At 43.7% G+C, this 19,176-nt stretch carries 9 protein-coding genes; all 9 read right to left on the bottom strand.

Features of this window, described 5'->3' with window-relative positions; genetic code table 11:
* Window positions 1-42 precede the first annotated feature (42 nt).
* The 9 genes from ACSQ8P_RS11850 to ACSQ8P_RS11810 all read right to left on the bottom strand — a co-directional run bounded on the left by ACSQ8P_RS11850 (window position 43) and on the right by ACSQ8P_RS11810 (window position 19,164).
* Window positions 43-1,158, bottom strand: a complete 1,116-nt coding sequence (locus ACSQ8P_RS11850; protein WP_436235351.1) for a slipin family protein — start codon at window positions 1,156-1,158, stop codon at window positions 43-45.
* Between the two features lie 481 nt (window positions 1,159-1,639).
* On the bottom strand, window positions 1,640-1,819 hold the full coding sequence (locus ACSQ8P_RS11845) for a hypothetical protein (RefSeq protein ID WP_436235350.1): 180 nt from the start codon (window positions 1,817-1,819) through the stop codon (window positions 1,640-1,642).
* A gap of 222 nt (window positions 1,820-2,041) precedes the next feature.
* Window positions 2,042-7,006: an S-layer homology domain-containing protein gene (locus ACSQ8P_RS11840; RefSeq protein ID WP_436235349.1), complete on the bottom strand. Its 4,965-nt coding sequence runs from the start codon at window positions 7,004-7,006 to the stop codon at window positions 2,042-2,044.
* Window positions 7,007-7,027: 21 nt separating this feature from the next.
* A complete protein-coding gene (locus ACSQ8P_RS11835; protein ID WP_436235348.1) occupies window positions 7,028-8,650 on the bottom strand; it encodes an immunoglobulin-like domain-containing protein in 1,623 nt (540 codons plus the stop codon).
* Between the two features lie 266 nt (window positions 8,651-8,916).
* Window positions 8,917-12,060, bottom strand: a complete 3,144-nt coding sequence (locus tag ACSQ8P_RS11830; protein ID WP_436235347.1) for a heparinase II/III domain-containing protein — start codon at window positions 12,058-12,060, stop codon at window positions 8,917-8,919.
* Between the two features lie 43 nt (window positions 12,061-12,103).
* Window positions 12,104-15,511 (bottom strand): COG1470 family protein, encoded by a 3,408-nt coding sequence (locus ACSQ8P_RS11825; RefSeq protein WP_436235346.1) that lies wholly within the window; start codon window positions 15,509-15,511, stop codon window positions 12,104-12,106.
* Between the two features lie 114 nt (window positions 15,512-15,625).
* The gene (locus ACSQ8P_RS11820) at window positions 15,626-17,230 is read right to left on the bottom strand and encodes an ABC transporter substrate-binding protein (protein ID WP_436235345.1); all 1,605 of its coding nucleotides are present in this window, start codon (window positions 17,228-17,230) and stop codon (window positions 15,626-15,628) included.
* 52 nt (window positions 17,231-17,282) lie between these two features.
* Window positions 17,283-18,164, bottom strand: coding sequence for a carbohydrate ABC transporter permease (locus ACSQ8P_RS11815; protein WP_436235344.1), 882 nt, complete (start codon window positions 18,162-18,164; stop codon window positions 17,283-17,285).
* A 16-nt stretch (window positions 18,165-18,180) separates the two neighbouring features.
* The gene (locus ACSQ8P_RS11810) at window positions 18,181-19,164 is read right to left on the bottom strand and encodes an ABC transporter permease (RefSeq protein WP_436235343.1); all 984 of its coding nucleotides are present in this window, start codon (window positions 19,162-19,164) and stop codon (window positions 18,181-18,183) included.
* Window positions 19,165-19,176: the final 12 nt, after the last annotated feature.

Here is a 19,176-nt window from a genome sequence, read left to right as displayed (position 1 = left end):
GGAAAGATTAATTATAGTGATCATCCCTATTAATAAAACTTATCAGTTTTTAGACATGTTTCTTTCTCCAACAAAAGAGTTCAACTGCTCTAATAAGTTGCCTCCGCCATTAAAAGAAATCGTCCCGATTTTCTCACAAATCTTCTCCAGGAATTCAAGCTCCTTCAGCCGAAACAGGGTTTGGTTCTCATCCATAAGTTTAGCCGTATTCAACAAACTTCTCGTAGAAGCAGTCTCCTCGCGCCGTGTAATGAGATTGGCTTGAGCTTTCTTCTCAGCCAGCAAGACCGTATTCAGGATATCCTTAATCTCACCAGGCAAAATAATATCTTTCACACCTGCAGACAGGAACTGCACGCCATAATCTAGACTTTTCTCATTCAAGCGTGACAATACGTAGGTGGTGACTTCCTGTTTCATTTTCAGCAAATCATCTAATTTCAAAGTACCAACATACTCACGTAATACAAGTTGCAATTGAATGTACATTTGCTCTTCAAATGATTTGATTTCAAGCGCTCGAAGTGCATTCAAAATGCGATATTGGCACACAAAGTTAAGTCGCAGTGTTACTTTATCCTCCGTCATCATTTCTTGCCCTGTCATATCTATTTGCTGTTGACGGAGGTCTACGGTTTTCACATTGACGCATATAGGCCCCTTCCAGAAATAGTATTTGCCGGGAGCAAGCTCATTTTGCATGACATGGTTATAAAACAAAGCTCCACTTTCGTGACTAGCCACATCAAATGTTTGATAGTAACCAATTAGCTTAGGAATGATAGCTGGGTCAATTTCATTGGGTAATTCAGGATTACGTATATCCGCACGAAGATAGGTGTGCTCTTTCAAAACATTCCAAAAGGCATATCTTCCAGCTGTCAATAATCCCACGAATTTGCCATCTTCATAATGCAGCACATACTCATTGTCTTGAACCTGAATAATATCCAGCTCTTTTATGAGTATTTCGTCATGCATAAACAACTGAAGATCTTTCCCTTTTACATGAAAAGAGTTCATGATATTCAAAATCTCAACATGATCATCTGCAAATGGTGACAACCGATAAGTGCCTGGTTGCAAGCTTTTATAATAGCTGCCTTTACGAAAAAGCAGTCCTCGTTCGTCATTTTGTATCGTCACTTTTTTAAACATGTTAAACCTCCTTGAATGTTAGATCACGTAGTTGGAGCCCTCCTGCGGTGAAGGCGGAAGTCTGCTTAAGAATACAAGTACTGCGTAACGCTATTTGCAACTCGTTGAAGATGTTGGGTTTTCACTAGCAAACCGTCAATCTTCCGTAATTAACAAATGGCTTTACACATTCTTGCAATCGGTATCTGCAGATTGCATAGCCATAGCACAGTGTGCAAGTTGAAAGCCACAGAAGACTCCAGTACACGATCCTTTAAGAATATGTTTTGCTAATCGTTCTACACGATAGGGGAGTCGAACCCCTTCACACCAGGGGAATGTACGCCGAACTGACATTACAGGATACAAACACATAGAGATGTGTGAGCACTGCCGGACTATTTGAAATCCTAGCCAAGGTAAAGTCATCCGTACATACATCCAAAGCTATCTTCTCTTATTTCCATACGAACGAACATGGTGAAAGTATGGCGACATGAAATTAGTTTTCCATTTTCTTCATAACCATCGAAACAATTTCATCATCACATTCTATGAACCAATCTATTATTGAAGGATTCTCGCTATACGGTCCGTGCAAAACAACCACGGGAATTGTCCCGATTAGTAAGGTGAGTAGATGAAGACGGATCAAATACTTCGATGACAAAAATCTGAACATATGCGGATACACTCCTTATTTCAACAACAGGCCGAATAAAAAACCTGTAGTAAAGATATTCGTTAGCATTCCTTCATCTTCTTCCCAGAGCGCGATATGGTGATGATTATGTCACCGACGTAAGTCTTGAAGCCTTCATATTTATTAGTAAAATCGATTCCAAAAAAAGCCCCCTAAAAATAAGGGGACCTCTCACTTCAACCAATTTGCAACTTGTAATACCTACTCAAATAATCTAAAAATAACAACGGCTGCCTGAGCTCTTGTCGCCAAAGAACTTGGTGCGAAATTGCCATGGTCTATCCCCTCAATGATGCCTGCTTGCTGAATACTAGCAACTGCTTCCAGAGCATAGCTACTAATTGATGCATGATCCGCAAATGTGATCGCAGTGTTCTTCGGCGCTGAATGATTATTCATTGCCTGCATCGTCCTATAAACCATGACAGCCATATCCTGACGACTAATTTTGTCATAAACACCAAATAAAGTAGCTGATTGACCATTTACAATTCCTAGCTTCTGCGCGCTTGCAATCGAGCTGTAATACCAGGAATTGGGTTGAACATCTGCAAGAGTTGTAGCCGCAGCAGGATCGTTCAGATCGAAAGCGTTAACCAACATCGTAATAAACTCCGCCCTCGTCACCTGACTCTCCGGATTAAACTGGGAATCGCCTACTCCCTGTACAACGCCTCTTGCCTCCAGCGCTTCAATCGCGTCGCTCGCCCATTTTACACTTGCAAGATCATGGAAACTCACTTCAGTATAAGCAGCCAGATACTTACTGAAATGCTTGGCATTAAATACCACCATTCCTGTTACCGAATCATATTTGCCATTCTTGATGACCTCCAGCTTGCCATCGTCCTTCAAATAATAAACAACAATTTTGTTAGGATTCTCACCTGCCGCTAAGGTATAGGGTAATTCCACCTTGACCTCATTGCCATTAAAATTCGTTATTTTCTTGCCATTCACCATTAAGTTAAAATTATAAATCGCTGCAGAGGAGCCAATTTGTTGCCGCGTCTCCGCAGATAACGAAGTAGTATCTACTTGAGCAACTTGAAGCTGAATACGTGTAGCCCCTTCTTTTTCGAGAAGCTTCGAGGACAATGAAACCTTAGCGAATCCGGTATCAATCTTCAGGACATCAACTTGCTTTTTACCAGCAGCAAGGAATTCTTGTACAGGGATATCAACCTTAATTTCCTTCGCCTCTCCTGTCGCTTTCGCGGAAATGATAACCGTGCTATCTGTTGAGTTTTGAATGGCTTCTGCCAAATTTTCATCAGTGATTACGGCTGAAGCTGTTCCTTGATCATCCAGTTTAACCTCTACTGATACCTTATTATGGTCAACCTGTGAAGATGGTTGCTTCGTAGGAGGAACTGTACTACCTCCATTCGACGGTGGAGTTTCAGGTGTTGCCGTTGTAATCGTCACAGTCGAACTTGCAGTAAATCCACCGTCCTCTGAGGTAGCGGTAATCGTAGCTGTTCCAACCGAAATACCAGTAACCTTACCTGTTTGATCCACCGATGCTACCGCTTTGTTACTGGAAGACCAGCTGACACCTTTATTCGTCGCATTCGAAGGCGTCACGACCGCCAGTAATTGGTGACTAGCACCAATATTAAAACTGCTAGAGCTGCTTTCCAGCGCAATACCAGTTACTGAAATTGGAATGGAAGGTTCTTCGGTCTTACTTTTCAGAACAACCATGTCACCAGCTCCAACTTGAATCACGGCATTTCCACTATTAACCGGATAAACCGTTTCGGACTTCAAGTCCATCAAATCTGAGTTAGTTGAAACGGTAACACTCGCATCCGTAGCTCCGTTGTTAAGTGCTACATATGCCCAATTATTATCCGCTGTTTGCAGGCGATATACATCAACTTGAACACTGCTGACGGGTACTTGCTCCGTAACAAGCCCTTGAGCTCCTTTGCCTTTCGGATAGAGAACTGTCAAGTAATTCTGATTTGGCTGATTCGTAATCCGAATGTAATTCAGCTTATTATCGCCGCCTATTTTCGGAACCATGTTGGTTGAACGTCCCCACTCCTGGGTGATGTTTGGATTAGCCGGCTGAAGCACAGTTGTTTCCAAGTCCATATTGTAATGGCCTGTGGAGGTAACTTTATTACTTTGAATGTCAGATAATTGCGAAGCAGCAACGGGCAGATTCCAAATCGTACTGGAACTTGATCCCTTAATCTGATCCCAAATGATGAAAGCCTCCATGCCGTCTTTCACATAGGCAATCTTCCGTGTCTGTGAACCGGTTGAGCTGGCGTTCGGATCAGCGACACGCAACGACGTCGTATCTAAGTGTGCATTTGTCGAAAAGCTATGGTTATCACTAATCGCCGGTGTGTTCAAATAAGATGTGTTATCCGTTTTCTTAAATTGAACAGTGGCATGGGATGATGAACCCGTATACCAAGCTTTGGTTCCAGCAAAATAACTTTCAACCCCGGAATCCAATACTAATGGCGTTCCGCCCGCATACAGGGCAAAGGATCCTTGATCAAAATGTCCATGCCCAAGTGCTTTTGTGTTCGCCATGATCGACATGAATGTCTCATTGGGATTACCGAAACGGTTGCGAAACATGACAAGTCCGACACCCTGATATCTATCTGTCGATTTCAAATCCAATGGAGTATATGTCGGCGTATAATGAAGTGGCGTGAAAAAGCTTTCAAGTAGAATCGTCTCTACGCCATTTGCTGGCAATCTGCTTCCGGCCTTCACCCAAGTCTGATACATCTTAGAAGCTAGCGCTTCATTGGTACGACCAATTTCATCATAGTAAACACCAAGCAATGAGAACTCGTTGCCACTTGTCATAATGTCGTCACCGAAAATTGGCGAGTTAATCATATTGTCGGTATACACATAAGGTGGTGTCTGAACTTCAAGATTGTACTCAAACATTTTAACCAACTTCGGATTGGCGAACCAATCTTCCCCTGTCTCGTTACGAAGAGATTTCGCATAGGCTGCCAAACGTTGGAGCACTGCAAAATGGTAACGGACTGATTCCGGCCACTCCCCTTCTGCTCCGACTTGATAGTTCAACTGAGCTTTCATAAGCTTATTCGCGTTGCCGATTAGTAGTTTGCTAGCAGGAAGCTCTGGAAAGACCATAGCAAGCATGCTGGCTCCCGTCACCGCATCTGACTCCCAGTTACTAGCTCCTAGCTGAACTGCGTAGTCATCCAACTCATTGCGATCACGTCTGTCGTTTAAGAAGAGATTGAAATAGGTAAGTTTATCGATCAGATCACGATGTTCTTCTTCCGTATATATACCAGAATTCTTGATAAACGTATACGCAGAAGCGATGACTGACGCAACCCTTCCACCCTGTACTTTGCCGTATGCATCAATACCATCAGGTCTTGCATTGGTAAGCTGCCAATACTCCGCTCCTTGAAGAAAATCATTCAGATTGTAAAAGATTCGTTCTTTTGCTTTTTTGGCATAAGTGATATCACCAGTAACCGCATATACGAGAGCGTCTGCTTGGATGCTCAAATTCGAATTCGGCCCCATGGTCGATTTCTTGTTGTTTACTAGTTCAATAGAACCGATTGCGACACCAGCTTGATTTTTATAGGTAATAATCGCTTTAACACCATTCATTAACTTCCCATCGATTTTAGCCGCAAAAGTAAGCGTGTGATTCAAGCCTGGAGTTACGGGGATATTCTGCTGTGATGTCCACATCCCTTGATCATTAGCCGTTGGATTTTCGATATAGATGGAACGAGTTCCATCATTCATGTAGTTGGTTCTATTTTCCCACCGCATAATAGGACTTCCTTTGACAGCGCTTGGCTGCCAATAGTCTGGACCAGTAGTTCCTTCATCAAATCCAGGGTTTAAAATGTCCAAATCAGCCGCGTCAGGCGGGGAAATCTTGACACTATCGATCCATGCATGGCCTAGTCCAGCTGCTTCATTGTCAGCTGAATCTAACGTAAACTGCAGCGTTGCCGTTGCTGTTCCCGCGGGTGGATTGAAATTAAGTGTTGCGGAATTACTCCACAGTTTATATTTCGCATTCATCACATCGTAGTCAACTTGATCATTTAGGAAAAGTCTATATTTTTCTAGATCCTCAAGTGTTTGTTGATCGGAAATTTGTTTCGCTTCTTCATATTTTGCCTTCAGTGCAGGATCCTGATTGATCTTGTCACGCAGCTCTTGCAAACCTGCTTCCGTGAAATAGAGATTCGAATTCGGCTCGACTTCCGTTCTCAGTACCTGTGCAGATCGCATGACGGTCATTGCATTATATACACGGACAAGTGCAGCACCAATCGCTTCGGTATTACCATTTTGTTTTGCTTGAACAGCTGCTGTCACAGTTGAGTTCACGCCATCTACTACACTTTGCGGATACTGCCATGCGGCGAAACCGATAACAGCTTGTTGAACAAGAGCACTAGCATCTGCGATGATTCGGTCGTAATTTTGCTGTAACTTCGCATCCACGATTTGGTTTAAAGAGAGCTCCAAATATGGACGTTTAGCCGGATCGGCGGTGTTGTTTGAATATATCTCAGAAGCGTAAGTCGTCCCCGGTGTATTATCAAAGCTAAGGGTTAGCTTTTTGTCACCCAGCATTTCAACTTTCACCGAGCTCGTCAAGTCAACAGTTCCAGCACCAACCGCATCTTTCGTACCAAGAATAAATGTATTAACGATTGGCCCGAGAACCGGATCGCCGGATGTTGGATATACAAGCGTGTCTTCTTGCCAAGAATCGTTGCTTTCGACATGTACTTGCGTGTTATTGCGATCTGTTTTGAAGTTCGATACATGCAAATCGGCTTTCATTACATTCGCTGTAATGGAAGACAAATCGAACTTCATGTAAGCAGTCCTGCCTTCACTGTAAATGAGCGTATTTCCATTATGCGGCTTCGTCTTCTCCGTTACCCAGACAAAAGCATCATCTGTTGGGGAAAGCTTAATCGTATTATAAGTGCCTGCCAAAATATGATTGCTCGCATACCACGAAATCAATTCCTTAAGACCATATTTCTCTGCAAACGGAAGTGAAGCCTTGGAGTAGTGATCGATAGCGAACTGAATGTCTTCATCTGGTCTTGGTTTATTAAATTCTCTGTTGCGTACAAAAGGTACTTTGTAAGTTCCGTTCAATACAGCTTCTGCATGATCGATTTATTCCTGAACGGCATCTTTGGAAGCTTGCGTATACATGTCTGGATCAATCTGCAACAAGCCTTTTGCTTCCCATACAAGCTGAGTCAACTCTTGACGGTACGTGGAATATGCCAGCTTGTTATCTTTGACGTCAATGACATTATTGGAAATAACGGCAGTACTAATGAAGGTTTTTCCTGCCGTCCTCAGACGGTCCATCCCGAGTTCGAGATCCCCATCAGGATCACTTACCACGTTTTGGGCATATACGATGACGGCTTGAAAGTCATCTTTAGCTAGCTGTGTAACTTGCCCAGCAGCGGTTCCGACGGTAAATTGATCCTTCAACTGCCCAGCCTCTAGTATCATATTCTGTAAGGCTTGCAGCTTGGTTGCGGTACGTATTGTCAATTTCGGTACGAGAAAATTAACATATGTAACTTCAGTAACCGTTCCGGAATGAATATTAACTTCCATTTTCACTTTAGCGTCTGTTTGATCAGCAAGTGGTCGATGCACAACACCCGCATCCGAAACGATTGCTGGTTGATCAGACTTCCAGGATATCGTTGAAAATCCATATGAGCCAATTGGCTGCAGGTTTACATTACCGTAAACCGTCATGTTATTATACTTCGCAATGAGAAGCTCTTTGTCTTTCGCGACCCGCTCGGCATCCGTCGGGGTTGGCATGCGAAGGACTGTGACATTCATCGTTGCCGTATCCGTTATACCACCATACGTGAGGGTCGCAGTTAAGGTAACAGGAACGTCCGATTGCGTATATTCGGGGCGCGTAACTACCCCCGCATTTGAAAGAACCGAAGGTTGACTTGAAGACCAAGTGATAGCGGTATTAGTCGCCCCTTCCAATGGTAAAACCAGATTGGTCGACACGGACTTGTTGTTGAACTGCTCAAGGAGCTTAACCTTATCATTGGCGATGCGATCAGCTACAGTCAAAGCTTTGAGTGTTGAAATTTCGAGTACTGGTCTGTAACCATTTGATGATTTAATATTCTCCTTAGAAGCAATATCGGCTGAAGTCAATGCAATGCTGTCGACTCCACTAGCGTCCGTTCGTTTAAAGACAAGTGAGAGTTTCTTATCTCCCAGCATTTCCTGAATGACAGTATCTGTCAAATTAATAGAAACTAACGTTCCAGCTGCACCGCTAGCTGCACAAGGATTGGTTGCACAAGCCGTACTGATCAAGGATTCACCGGCTTGAGTCAGATCGGGTACGCCACCCATTTTAGGGTACCATTTGTCCCAAGTAATCGTGCTTTCTGACCAACTATCATAAACACTTCGATAAACCGTAAAATTCGTCGCATTTGTGTTGTCTTTATAAAGCTTTAATGTTGCACTTTGAATCGGATCTGTAATCGAGGATAAGTCGAATTTCATTAAAGCCGATCTGCTACTCCCAATGACTAATGATGTCGCAGTTCCAAAGTTGGTAGTGGTACTCGTTGAGTGAATCGTAGCGTCGTCTGTCGGACCCATCTTCACTACAACAACGCTCAATCCAGAATCATCTGCCGCCAGTGCAGGGGAAACTGTTCCAAAAAACAAACTGAAAAACATACAAAATGCCAACATACTTGAAATCCTTGTCTTCCATAATTTCACGACCATGAGGAGTACCTCCAAAACAATCTGTTATTGTTAATCTTGTAACCGGTTGCAGGTATTGCGAATAATCCCTCCTAACTATACTCGCAATGATTTGAGCTACTGTTTAACGAAAGATTAGCATACATAGGCATGAACTTTTTTAAGGTATTTCTGCTGTTTTTTAAGACCGTTATAAATTGAAGAAACTATGAAATAAACACACTTATAATTCTAAAAATGATATAAGCCAACCGTACATATCGAACGGTTGGCCATCCTTTCTACCATTATTTCTTCGTCACTAATAAAAGCTCACGTTGCACATCTATTTCTAATTCTACATCCGCAGTAGAAATGAGAAGCATATCCTCATCGAGTTTCGTTACATTCAAACTCTTCTTTCCTCTCTCTTTTGGATGCAGAATCGTTAGGAAGCCTTCTCGGGCATCAGAAGTGGCTCGAACATAATCCATCAAACATACTTGTTTTTGCTCAGTCTCAAAAAATGCGGTGGAGCGGCCCTTTTCTAACTCAATTCGCTTCACGTTACTGACGAAGACTGTCTCCAAATCTACATCATATATCCCTTCGGAATAGACACGATTGTCTTCCAAATAAGAATACTTTGCTGCTATTGGTAAATTAAACAACAACTCATCTTCAAAATCCTGAACGGTATCACGTATGATATAGAGATCATGTTCCTTTACATAAATAACTTTTCGAGTGTGAATGCCTTTGCCTTCAGGATTCGCAATTTGAATGGTAATCGTATCTAGATGACTGCCAAGGCTACTGCTCACAACCTTACTTGTTCTTGGAACATCAACCCACCCGCGCTCCAAACTATACGTCCCTGCAGACAGATTAATCGTTCCGTTTCCGGACTTCTCCAGTATGGTCTTCTGGGTAGCAAACTGCATGCAAGCATGCGAATACGAACTGATATGCCAACTGGTGCTGCTGTCGAAATACCCTTCAATACCAGAGTCCATCACTAACGGAATGCTGTTTTTATATAAAATAAACGAGCCTTGATCCAGATGTCCGTGAGCGATTGGCTCAGGACTGGACATAATCGCAAAATAACTTTGATTAGTGCTTCCAAAATTTTTCCTAAATACATAAATTCCTGCATTCTTATAATGCAGGGTTGAATTTAAGGAAATGGATCCAGAAGCTTGGTAAGTGTCCCCTTTACCGAGTATATTATCGAGGGCAATGCCTTCGCCCCAAAACTTCTTGAACGGCTTACCTGCCATGCGCCACGAATGATACATACGATCCGCTAATGCTTTATCAACCTTTTCGACGTCTCCTAAATAGGTTCCGTAGCTCCCAAATTCAGAGCCCCCGCTCAAGGCATGATCTCCGAATGGAGGTGTTCCGATCCGCCCATCAAAAAAAGAGTACCCTGGTGTCTGCACATCGATGCTGAAATCAAACATTCGGGCAAGCGGTGTCGTCTCGAACCAATTTTCTCCGATGGCATGATCCAGCACTCTCGCAAAACCCGCAAAGCGTTCCAAAGCCGCATGATGGTAACGGATTGACTCCGGCCAAGAAGAATCCGGATTGACGTTTAGCACCAATTGAGCCTTCAACACCATATAGGCATTATAGAACCATGATTTTCGATTCGGGAAATCATCCAGCACCATCATCATATAGGCGGTCCCCGCACACATATCCGTTTGCCAATTGCCGCTGCCATGTTGGGCATCTAGCGGAGAAAGCTCAGTACGATCCCTTAAATCGAGCATATAAGGCAGCAAATATGCAATCATCGCATAGAAGCGCTCCTTCTCCTCGCGGGTAAAGACATCCGCTTCTTTAATGAAGGAATACGTCACGGCCACGCTGCACAGGACTCTTCCACCTTGAACTGCTCCGTAAGAATCACTGCCATCAGGGCGTGAATTACAAGCTAACCAATGCTCTGCCCCCTGACAGAAATCGTTCAAGGTATACAGAATTTCATTCTTTGCCTTGAAGGCATACGTCATGTCTTGTGTAAATGCGTACTGAATAGCATCACACTGCATCGTTAATAGAAAACAAGAATTAGGTAACGAAGATTTTCGATTAAAATCATAATCAAACACGTCGAGGACCTGATCCGTCTCGTCTTTGAACGTAATAACCGTTTTTAACCCCCGTTTGAGCTTCCCATCCATCTTAGCAGCGAAGGTCAACGTGTACGCTAAGCCGCCAGTTATGGGAATATCCTTGTCGTACGACCATCCCCCCTCATCCTCAGGTGTAGGATTACAAATGTAAATGGAATGTTTGGAAGTATCCGCTTTATAGGTGAATTGCGTTTGAGAAGAGTGGTTAACCGTAACTACTTCCCCTTTGGCTCCACCACCGCAGAATGGATACTCGCCTTCCCATTTGAGTATCGGGGTTCCACGATGTATATGGCTCTGCCAGTGAAACGGTATGCCATCGCCTTCATCGAATCCGCCATTCTCAATCGTCAAACTGCCTCCTTGCGCGGAAAGGATGTTTACATTGTCGATCCAGACATGGCCGAGTCCCTCCTGTTCATTCTCTTGGGAAGGAAGAATGAAAGATAGCGCCGCTTTCACCGCTCCCTCCGGCACTCGGAAGTTGACGATTTTATCTGTTGAGCTCCACAGATAATAGTGCTTATTCATTTCCTCATAATCGGGTTCTTCCTTCATGACTAAATCGAGTGCTTTTTCGATGTAATCCAAACTGTATGTGTTTGCAATGTTAACGATATGCTCATATTGTTGCCCAATCCGTGCATCGGATTGGGCCATTTCCTTTACTCTCTGCAAACCCTCTGGCGTCAAGTACAGTGTGGAAGCTGTATCAACATCCGTGCGTAATACTCGCGAGAAACGAACCTCTCTACTCGCATTGAAAACATGCACAACGGCCTTTGCTAAATGCTCAACTGAGCTATCATTTCCCTCTTTGACTGCGATCAGTTGCTGGATTGAAGCTTGTAGCTTAGCTGCCAAATCGGTATCGAATTGTCCAATTTCTGTGCCAATCGTTGAAGAGGCTAACAACTCTTCTGCTTTGCTAATGGCAAAGACAGCCAAGTCCTGTAACGTTGCTAGATCTTTATTCAACATGTTTTGCTCTTTAAACCAAGCTAGAGCAGGCTCCAACCCATATTCATGATAAACTTTCCCGTCCATATTGTAGGTAGGTGCCATGGTAAAACGCTTTGTCGCAAATAAAACAGCTTCCTCTTCTCTTGGTTTGTAGAATTCACGATTTCTGCTGAAAGGAACACGGTATTTTCCATCCAAAGCTAGAACTGCATCCTTAACCATTGCTGTTAACGCCAGTTTGGCACCCTCGGTGAAATACTCGCCCTTCGTTTTCAATAGGTTTTCGGCATTATCGACGAGCGTTTGCAAGTGAGCCATATGTTCTGTTTTTTCTCCCATTGTCCATCATCTCCTGTCTGTAGATATTACGCATTGCCCTGCCCTATCTGCCTGAAGCGAGTTCTTCACGAAGGATTCGACCGTCTTTGGATTCCACGATTCGAACGGATACATCTTCAGCCTCGATACGATCAACTGTAAGTACCTGTGTTCTGCCGTCCTTCAGCTGTACTTCCACTGTACTGTCATCAACAGCTTTCACCGATACAACCATCGTTTGCGATTCAAACGGCTCAACAATCGTAATAAATCGGCCAATCTGCCCTTCTGTTCGGACTGCATACGTGATTCGGCGTTGAGTCTCGTCGCCAGGAAACGCGTCAGCGCCGATGAGCCCTACAAAGCGCACTGCACACATCCCAGTCACATCCAAACGAATGACGCCTTCCCTGTCATGATCGATAGGACTCGTCGGAATCGCATTCGCATATTCATTCCCAACAATCGTTACCCGTCCGCCTTCGTAATCTTTGCCAATGCCGAAACCAAGATCGATATTCTCACACACCAAGGTTAGCTCAGATAGCGGTTTTCTGCTTCCGTCTGCCAGGACTAGATAAGCATCTCCCCAGAAAAGTCCTTGTTTTGTTCGTTGCGGGTACCTCTGCTCGTTATAGATGGGGTGATTGTTCACTTTCAACTTTATTGTCTTTGCTCCTTGCAGCGCGATATCGCATTTCCCTTCACCCAGCAACCATGCCCCGAACTCTCCATGCGCTTGAACCTCACCGTCAACCTCTACCTGATAATCGAATGGGATTGTAATGCCATGATGCTCCGCTGCTCTACCAGTAATTTGAACTGATTGACGTGGCCAAGCGGTATGGACGTCCATTTTCAATACGCCAGGGGTATTGTGTGCCGTCCGATTCCCGCGCATATCTTCCCCTTCGCCGAACACCGTCTCGAAGCTGGCGACGCTAGAGCCAGAGACTTCATACCAATGGCAATCCGTTATAAACTGGGCATCCGACAAGGGATTTTCCGTCCATTGACTCGTATGTTTAGTTAAACTCACTTCCTCCCCTTGGATCCCTTTGAACCCTTTTATTTGGAATAAGCTGTCGTACTGATGCTCCCTTTCACCTTTCAGATAATCAAACAAAACCAAATAGTCGTCCGTAACGGCCATCACTCTTCGCTGTAAGATCGGTTCCGTAAAATCTGATAAAGCGCCATATGGCGGTGCATCCTTCACTTCGGGCAGCCAGCTTGCGTTCATTTGGCATCGATCTACCAGTGTTTCATTGTCGTTATAAATCATCCCGCCATACGGTGGATAGGACCAGCGTGACTCGGTTTCAATTACCGTAGCCTGAATTGCTTGGCCGCTATAAAACAACAGGCGTTTGGAGTCGCTTGGCACCTGCATTTTCCCGTCGACAACCACCATGTTTTTGGTCATGGAATTTTGCACATAAAACTTATACATAAAATGCCCATATCCCCACCACACATGCTCGGGATTAAAGAAGCTGCGTCCGTGGCGCATAATGGATAGCACTTCCGTACGATCAAAATGCCCGTGTGCATAACCATGTGAACCATATCGCAGGACCGCTTGGATTTGACCTTCTTGCTCGCGGTTCTCCGTCTGACTTCTTAACATGGCGATACCAACGTTATCTGAAAATGCATTTTTCTTCGTATATGTAGAGACATAGTCCGGTAGTTCGGCATGCCCGAATATAGGATCAGCTTGTTCAAAACGCTGAATAACCGCGATGTATTCCGGATCCTGATAATAGTGATAGGCCAAATCAAACGTAGAACCGAAATGGACGCCATCAAGCTTCTTCTCATCGGAATCGCTGATACCGAACAAAACGCCACGATTATCGAGGAACGGAATGACTGCATCGAACAAATCTTTGATACAGACGTAGTTCTTTCGATTCCCTCCCCACTTCTTGTTGTACATGCCGAATCTTACTTCCGCTTCTTGACCGCCATATGAGCTGTTAACTTCGTCGTTGAATGGAATTCTGAAATGCGTGTGCAGCAAGTTGTATCCGAATGGAAGTAACGCATGCGCAGTATGGATGTACATGGACGAAACCCACGTGTTGTATCCTACGGAACATTCATGCCACCACCCATCGTTAAACAAACCGTATTTCAACTGATCGATCGAGCCTCCAGCGCCGTATACAAAGCGAAGCGCTCTTTCCATATCTTGAATCGCTAGTGCGCAATACAAAGCACCTGTGATTTCGGATAATAACCAATTGGAAATGTGACCTCTTTGGAGATGGTGATCCAGAATGTCCATGTAGATCCGGAACGATTTTTCAATGCCACGATGGTCTTCCTCGGTTAGCACATCGGCATCATGGATGATATCGTAAGGAATCGCTAGATGCTGGAAAAAATGCCCCTCCTGCACATAGCTTTGGCTGCAGCCCTTCTTTTTTTTCGGATATCCATGATCTTCATCAATGAAAAAACGAAAGAATTTCGCTACTTTTTCTGCATACTTCAATTCCTTGGTCAATGCGTAGGCATATGCGGCCGACATGATCCCATATTCTTCACTTGTGTTATAACAGTAGTCTCTCTCATCAACTGGCAGCGGCGGAGTCACTTCCCACTGATCTGCAACTGCGATAATATTGTCATACCCTGGCTTAAATGCGGCATGTGTATCAATCTTTGTTTTAACCGCTTTCCATTGTTCTTTAGAATGATAAATGTAGGGATGCTGTAAACTACGCATCGTTTTTAATGCCACTTGAACTGCACTTCCACTGTCTCCGCCTGCGATAAAACGGAGTAATGTCGTCTCATGCCCCCCAGGCACCATGCGCTCATGTACGTTAACCGTTGCTGTAACCTCCTGTTTCGCATTAGGCTCCAGTACGAATCGTGAAGGCGTGATGATCGGAAGCAAGGATTCCCATCCTTCAAATACCTGTTTGACGATTACACTTTGCTTAACCTCCGTGCAATTATGAATTGTCATCGTATAGACGACTTCATCACCAATCTCGCCGGCTTTGCCCCTTACATCGCTTTCCACATAAATATTCTGGCCTTTTCGAAGCTCCGCCCGAGTGAGTTCCGCTTCTCCCCTCAGCTCAAAACTTTTGAGGAAACGCCAAATATTCCCTTTACTCGTCTCCATATCAAAATCAGACAGCTTCAGGCTGACACGATGCTCTCCCGCACCTGCCAGCCAGATTGCCGCAGTAACAGACCGTTCATCGATGAACCTAGCTATAACGTTTACTTCAGTCTCTTCAACTGCTGTATTCATGACAAGCTCCAAGCCATGCCAACCCATGACATCCAGCGCCGTATCATTTCCTCTTTCAAAACCGATCGGATACCATCCAACAGCTCCATCCAGGGTTGGGAATTCCAATTTTAAGCCCACTTTCAGTTGATACCCATAGTCTCCTTTGATACCAGTCTGATGCCACTCTTCCAACATATTAAATCGAGTTGCCATCTGATTCACTCCTATCCTATACTGAGAATTGTTTTCTATGTCGTTATTGCTTGTAAAAGCATGACAAAAGAAAGCGACAATTGAGCTCGTACTCAACTGTCGCTCTATGCCAAATTATTTGCCGCCTTTATCCAAATAAGCTTGGAGTTGCTTTTGCAGCTCGGCGCGGACTTTGTCCATGCCAAGTGCTTTCAATTCACTGTTCAACTTGGCAGTTTGAGCTTCCCAGTCTTTGATCTGACCAGCTTTCAGCAGTTGAATGAATGGATCTGTTTTGGAGGTAATACTTGCAACTTCCGCTTTCACATTTGTACTGTCAAATGTAAACATGGCAAGCGGGGCTGAATAGTACGTATCTTTTTTCGCTGAGTATTCAAAATATTGGCGTGTTGTTTCATCCAAATCGCTGCTGAGTCTAATCATATTGGGATTCCATGACATTTCGTATCCGCTAAAAATATAGTTTTTCGACTCATCCAGTAATTTGATTTGATTGCTGCCTACGGCTTCCCAATGTTTCCCTGGAATACCGTATTCGATTAAATCGTGGTTTTCTTGGCTGCTGAATAACCAATCGAAATACTTCATCGTTCTATCTATGTTTTTAGAGGTAGTAGGAATTGCAATCGAGTTATTTGATCTGTAGTTCGTGCTGATGGCTTGCGGTTTCATATCACGAATATCTTTTCTCAGCACAAAAAACTCGAGATCTGCCGTAGAGATCGTTTCCTTCAGCTTCTTTCTGTCTGCAGCAAAAGAACTAATTGTGCCATAATAGGAAGCTGCTTTTCCTGACATAAAATAAGCTTTACTATCCTTTTGGCTAACAACGTCTTTCTCTAAATACTTGCTCCATTCCGCCCATTTATCGTATTGTGGGTATGCAGTCTTAGCCGTGTTGAAGGGAGCTGGCAACTTGGCAAACGCCACAGCATCGTCACCAAGCGCAGCCATATTCTGAACTTTCTTTCCGTCATCCGATAATTGAACAAGGATAGGAATACCAGCAATGCCAACTGTACCAACATTAGGAATCTTCGTATTACTTTCACCTGTCCAAATTTCCTGAAAGCCACCATTACCTTTTACCGCAAGAGGAGTCAGCGTTTTATCAGCCTCTTGTACTTTCTTATAGAAATTCTCTAGATCTTCGTAGCTGTTAATCTTACCTAAACCGTATTTCTCACGTAAATCTTTGCGAATATACACAACAGGCAAATCATAGAAATACTGCGTGAACGGAATCGTGTAGAGATGATTGTCAAAACGCTTATTCGCTTCTACAAATTCAGGAGTAAATGCCTTCTTCAAGCCTGGATAAGCGTCATTATTAAAATATTTATCCAACTGCACATAAGCACCTTGTGGCACAAGCTCCTTTAGATTCATGAAATCAGCGTCAAAAACGAAGTCAACCTCTTCACCGGCTGTCATCATTAGCTTCACTTTTTGCTTATGATCAGCACTCGGATTCCATTGAATATTTAATTTCGTATTCAGCGTGTCTTTGGTCCGTTTCTCGAATTCATCCATGACGAGCTGCATATCTTTCGGCGGATCGCCGAAAAGCATACCTTTCAGTGTAACAGGTGTCAATTTTGCAGGAGCTGTGGAAATAACAGCCGTACTAGCCTCTGGTTGTTTGGAATCGCTGCATGCCGTAGCCGTGCCCAACACTGCTAACGTCAACATCGAAGTTGAAATCGTTCTCATTTGCATGTCTATATCCTCCCTAATATTCCTCGTCTATACTAAACCGCCGATAGCGGAACTAGCCTTTCACTGCGCCAACCATTAATCCTTTGACGAAATATTTCTGCAAAAACGGATACAAGAATATAATCGGACCTATCGTTACGATCGTCGTAGCCAACCGAACAGTAATCGCTGGAGGGACAAAGTTTGGGATATTCACATCGGCTGAAACCTGATTAATATAGTCCAAATTGTTCATAATGCGCTGAATCAAATATTGCAGTGGAAACTTATGCGGATCGTTGATATATAACAGCGCGCTGAACCAGTTGTTCCAATAACTCAGTGCATAGAACAACCCAATCGTTGCAAGCGCTGGAAGCGAAACTGGAAGAATGATACGAAATAAAATGTAGGCATCGTTCGCGCCATCCATTTTTGCGGATTCGGCAAGCGATTCATCAATCGTTGCAAAGAAATTTCGCAGCAGAAACATGTTCCATGCGCTGATCATGCTCGGGATGATGAGCACCCAAATCGAGTCTTTCATACCTAAATATTTGGAAATCAACAAATAGGAAGCCACCAAACCACCATGGAACAACATCGTAAAATAAACGAAAAACGCGATTTTATTGCGATATTTAACCGATTTAACGGAAATGGCGTAAGCCATCGCGCTGGTGAAAATCATCGATAACATCGTGCCGACGAGGGTAACGAAGGTGGTTACGCCATATGCCCGAAAGATCGTATTATCTTCAAAAATCAATTTATACGCCTGCAGCGAGAATTCATTGGGAAAGAACGTATAGCCTTTCTTTAAAATCTCCCCTTCTGTTGCAAAAGAGCTTGCCAAGACCGAAATAAAAGGAATCAAACAGTAAATCGAGAACAGGGCAAGAATGAGATAAAATACGAATTTCAACAACTTATCTGATAAACTCTCTTGAATCATATGCAGCCTCCATTTCTTAAAAGATAGCCGAGTCTGGTGATGTTTTCTTAGCCACATAGTTCACTGTGATCACTAGGATGAACCCGATAATCGATTGTAAGAAGCCAACAGCGGCTGACATCCCCATATCCCCGAGATCCATCAATGCACGGAAAACATAAGTGTCGATTACATCTGTCGATGGGTAAAGAAGCGGATTTCTGCCAATAATCGCATAAATCATGCCGAAATCTCCGTTAAAGATGCCCCCGACTGCAAGTATGGTCAATAGAATGACTGTCGGCTTTAAGAGCGGCAGCGTGATGTAGCGAATTTTTTGGAAACGGCTCGCGCCGTCCATGGCAGCAGATTCATATATTTCCGGATTGATACCTGAAATCGTAGCCATATAGACGATGGAACCGAAACCGGCCCCATGCCAAATTTTCAACATAACGAGAATGGCTGGCCAGTAATGTGGAGAAGACAAGTATTGTATGGGATCAATCCCGAAAATACCTATTAATTGGTTTAAGAATCCTCCGTCTGTCGCCACGAAAGCCGTCATGAACATGGCAACAACCGTCCAAGAAAGAAAATGCGGGAAAATCATAACAGATTGGGAAATTTTCTTAAACCATTTGCCTCCAATCTCTGTTACCATAATCGCGATCGCTACAGCGGCAATCGTTCCGAATGTAATAAACAGTACATTCAGAAATACCGTATTGCTCACGACTTTAATCCAATCGCTGGAGTTGAAGAAAAATTGGAAGTTTTTTAAACCGACGAATTTACTGCCGGTAATGCCTTTCACCGCTTTGAAGTCTTGGAAGGCGACAACGATCCCCCCCATTGGCAGATAAGCAAAGACTAAGAACCAGACAACACCGGGAAGTGCCAAAAAGTACATAAATTTATTTACTTTCAGCTCATGAAAAAAAGCACCAACCGCACCGCGTTGTTTCTTTGCCTCCGATGCTTTCATCGTTGTTTGTGTGGATGTAATTGTGTTGCTCATCTTGTTTCCTCC

It is taken from the genome of Paenibacillus sp. LjRoot153 (assembly GCF_964253085.1).
GTDB lineage: Bacteria > Bacillota > Bacilli > Paenibacillales > NBRC-103111 > Paenibacillus_E.
This window is presented reverse-complemented; position numbering and strand designations above follow the sequence as displayed.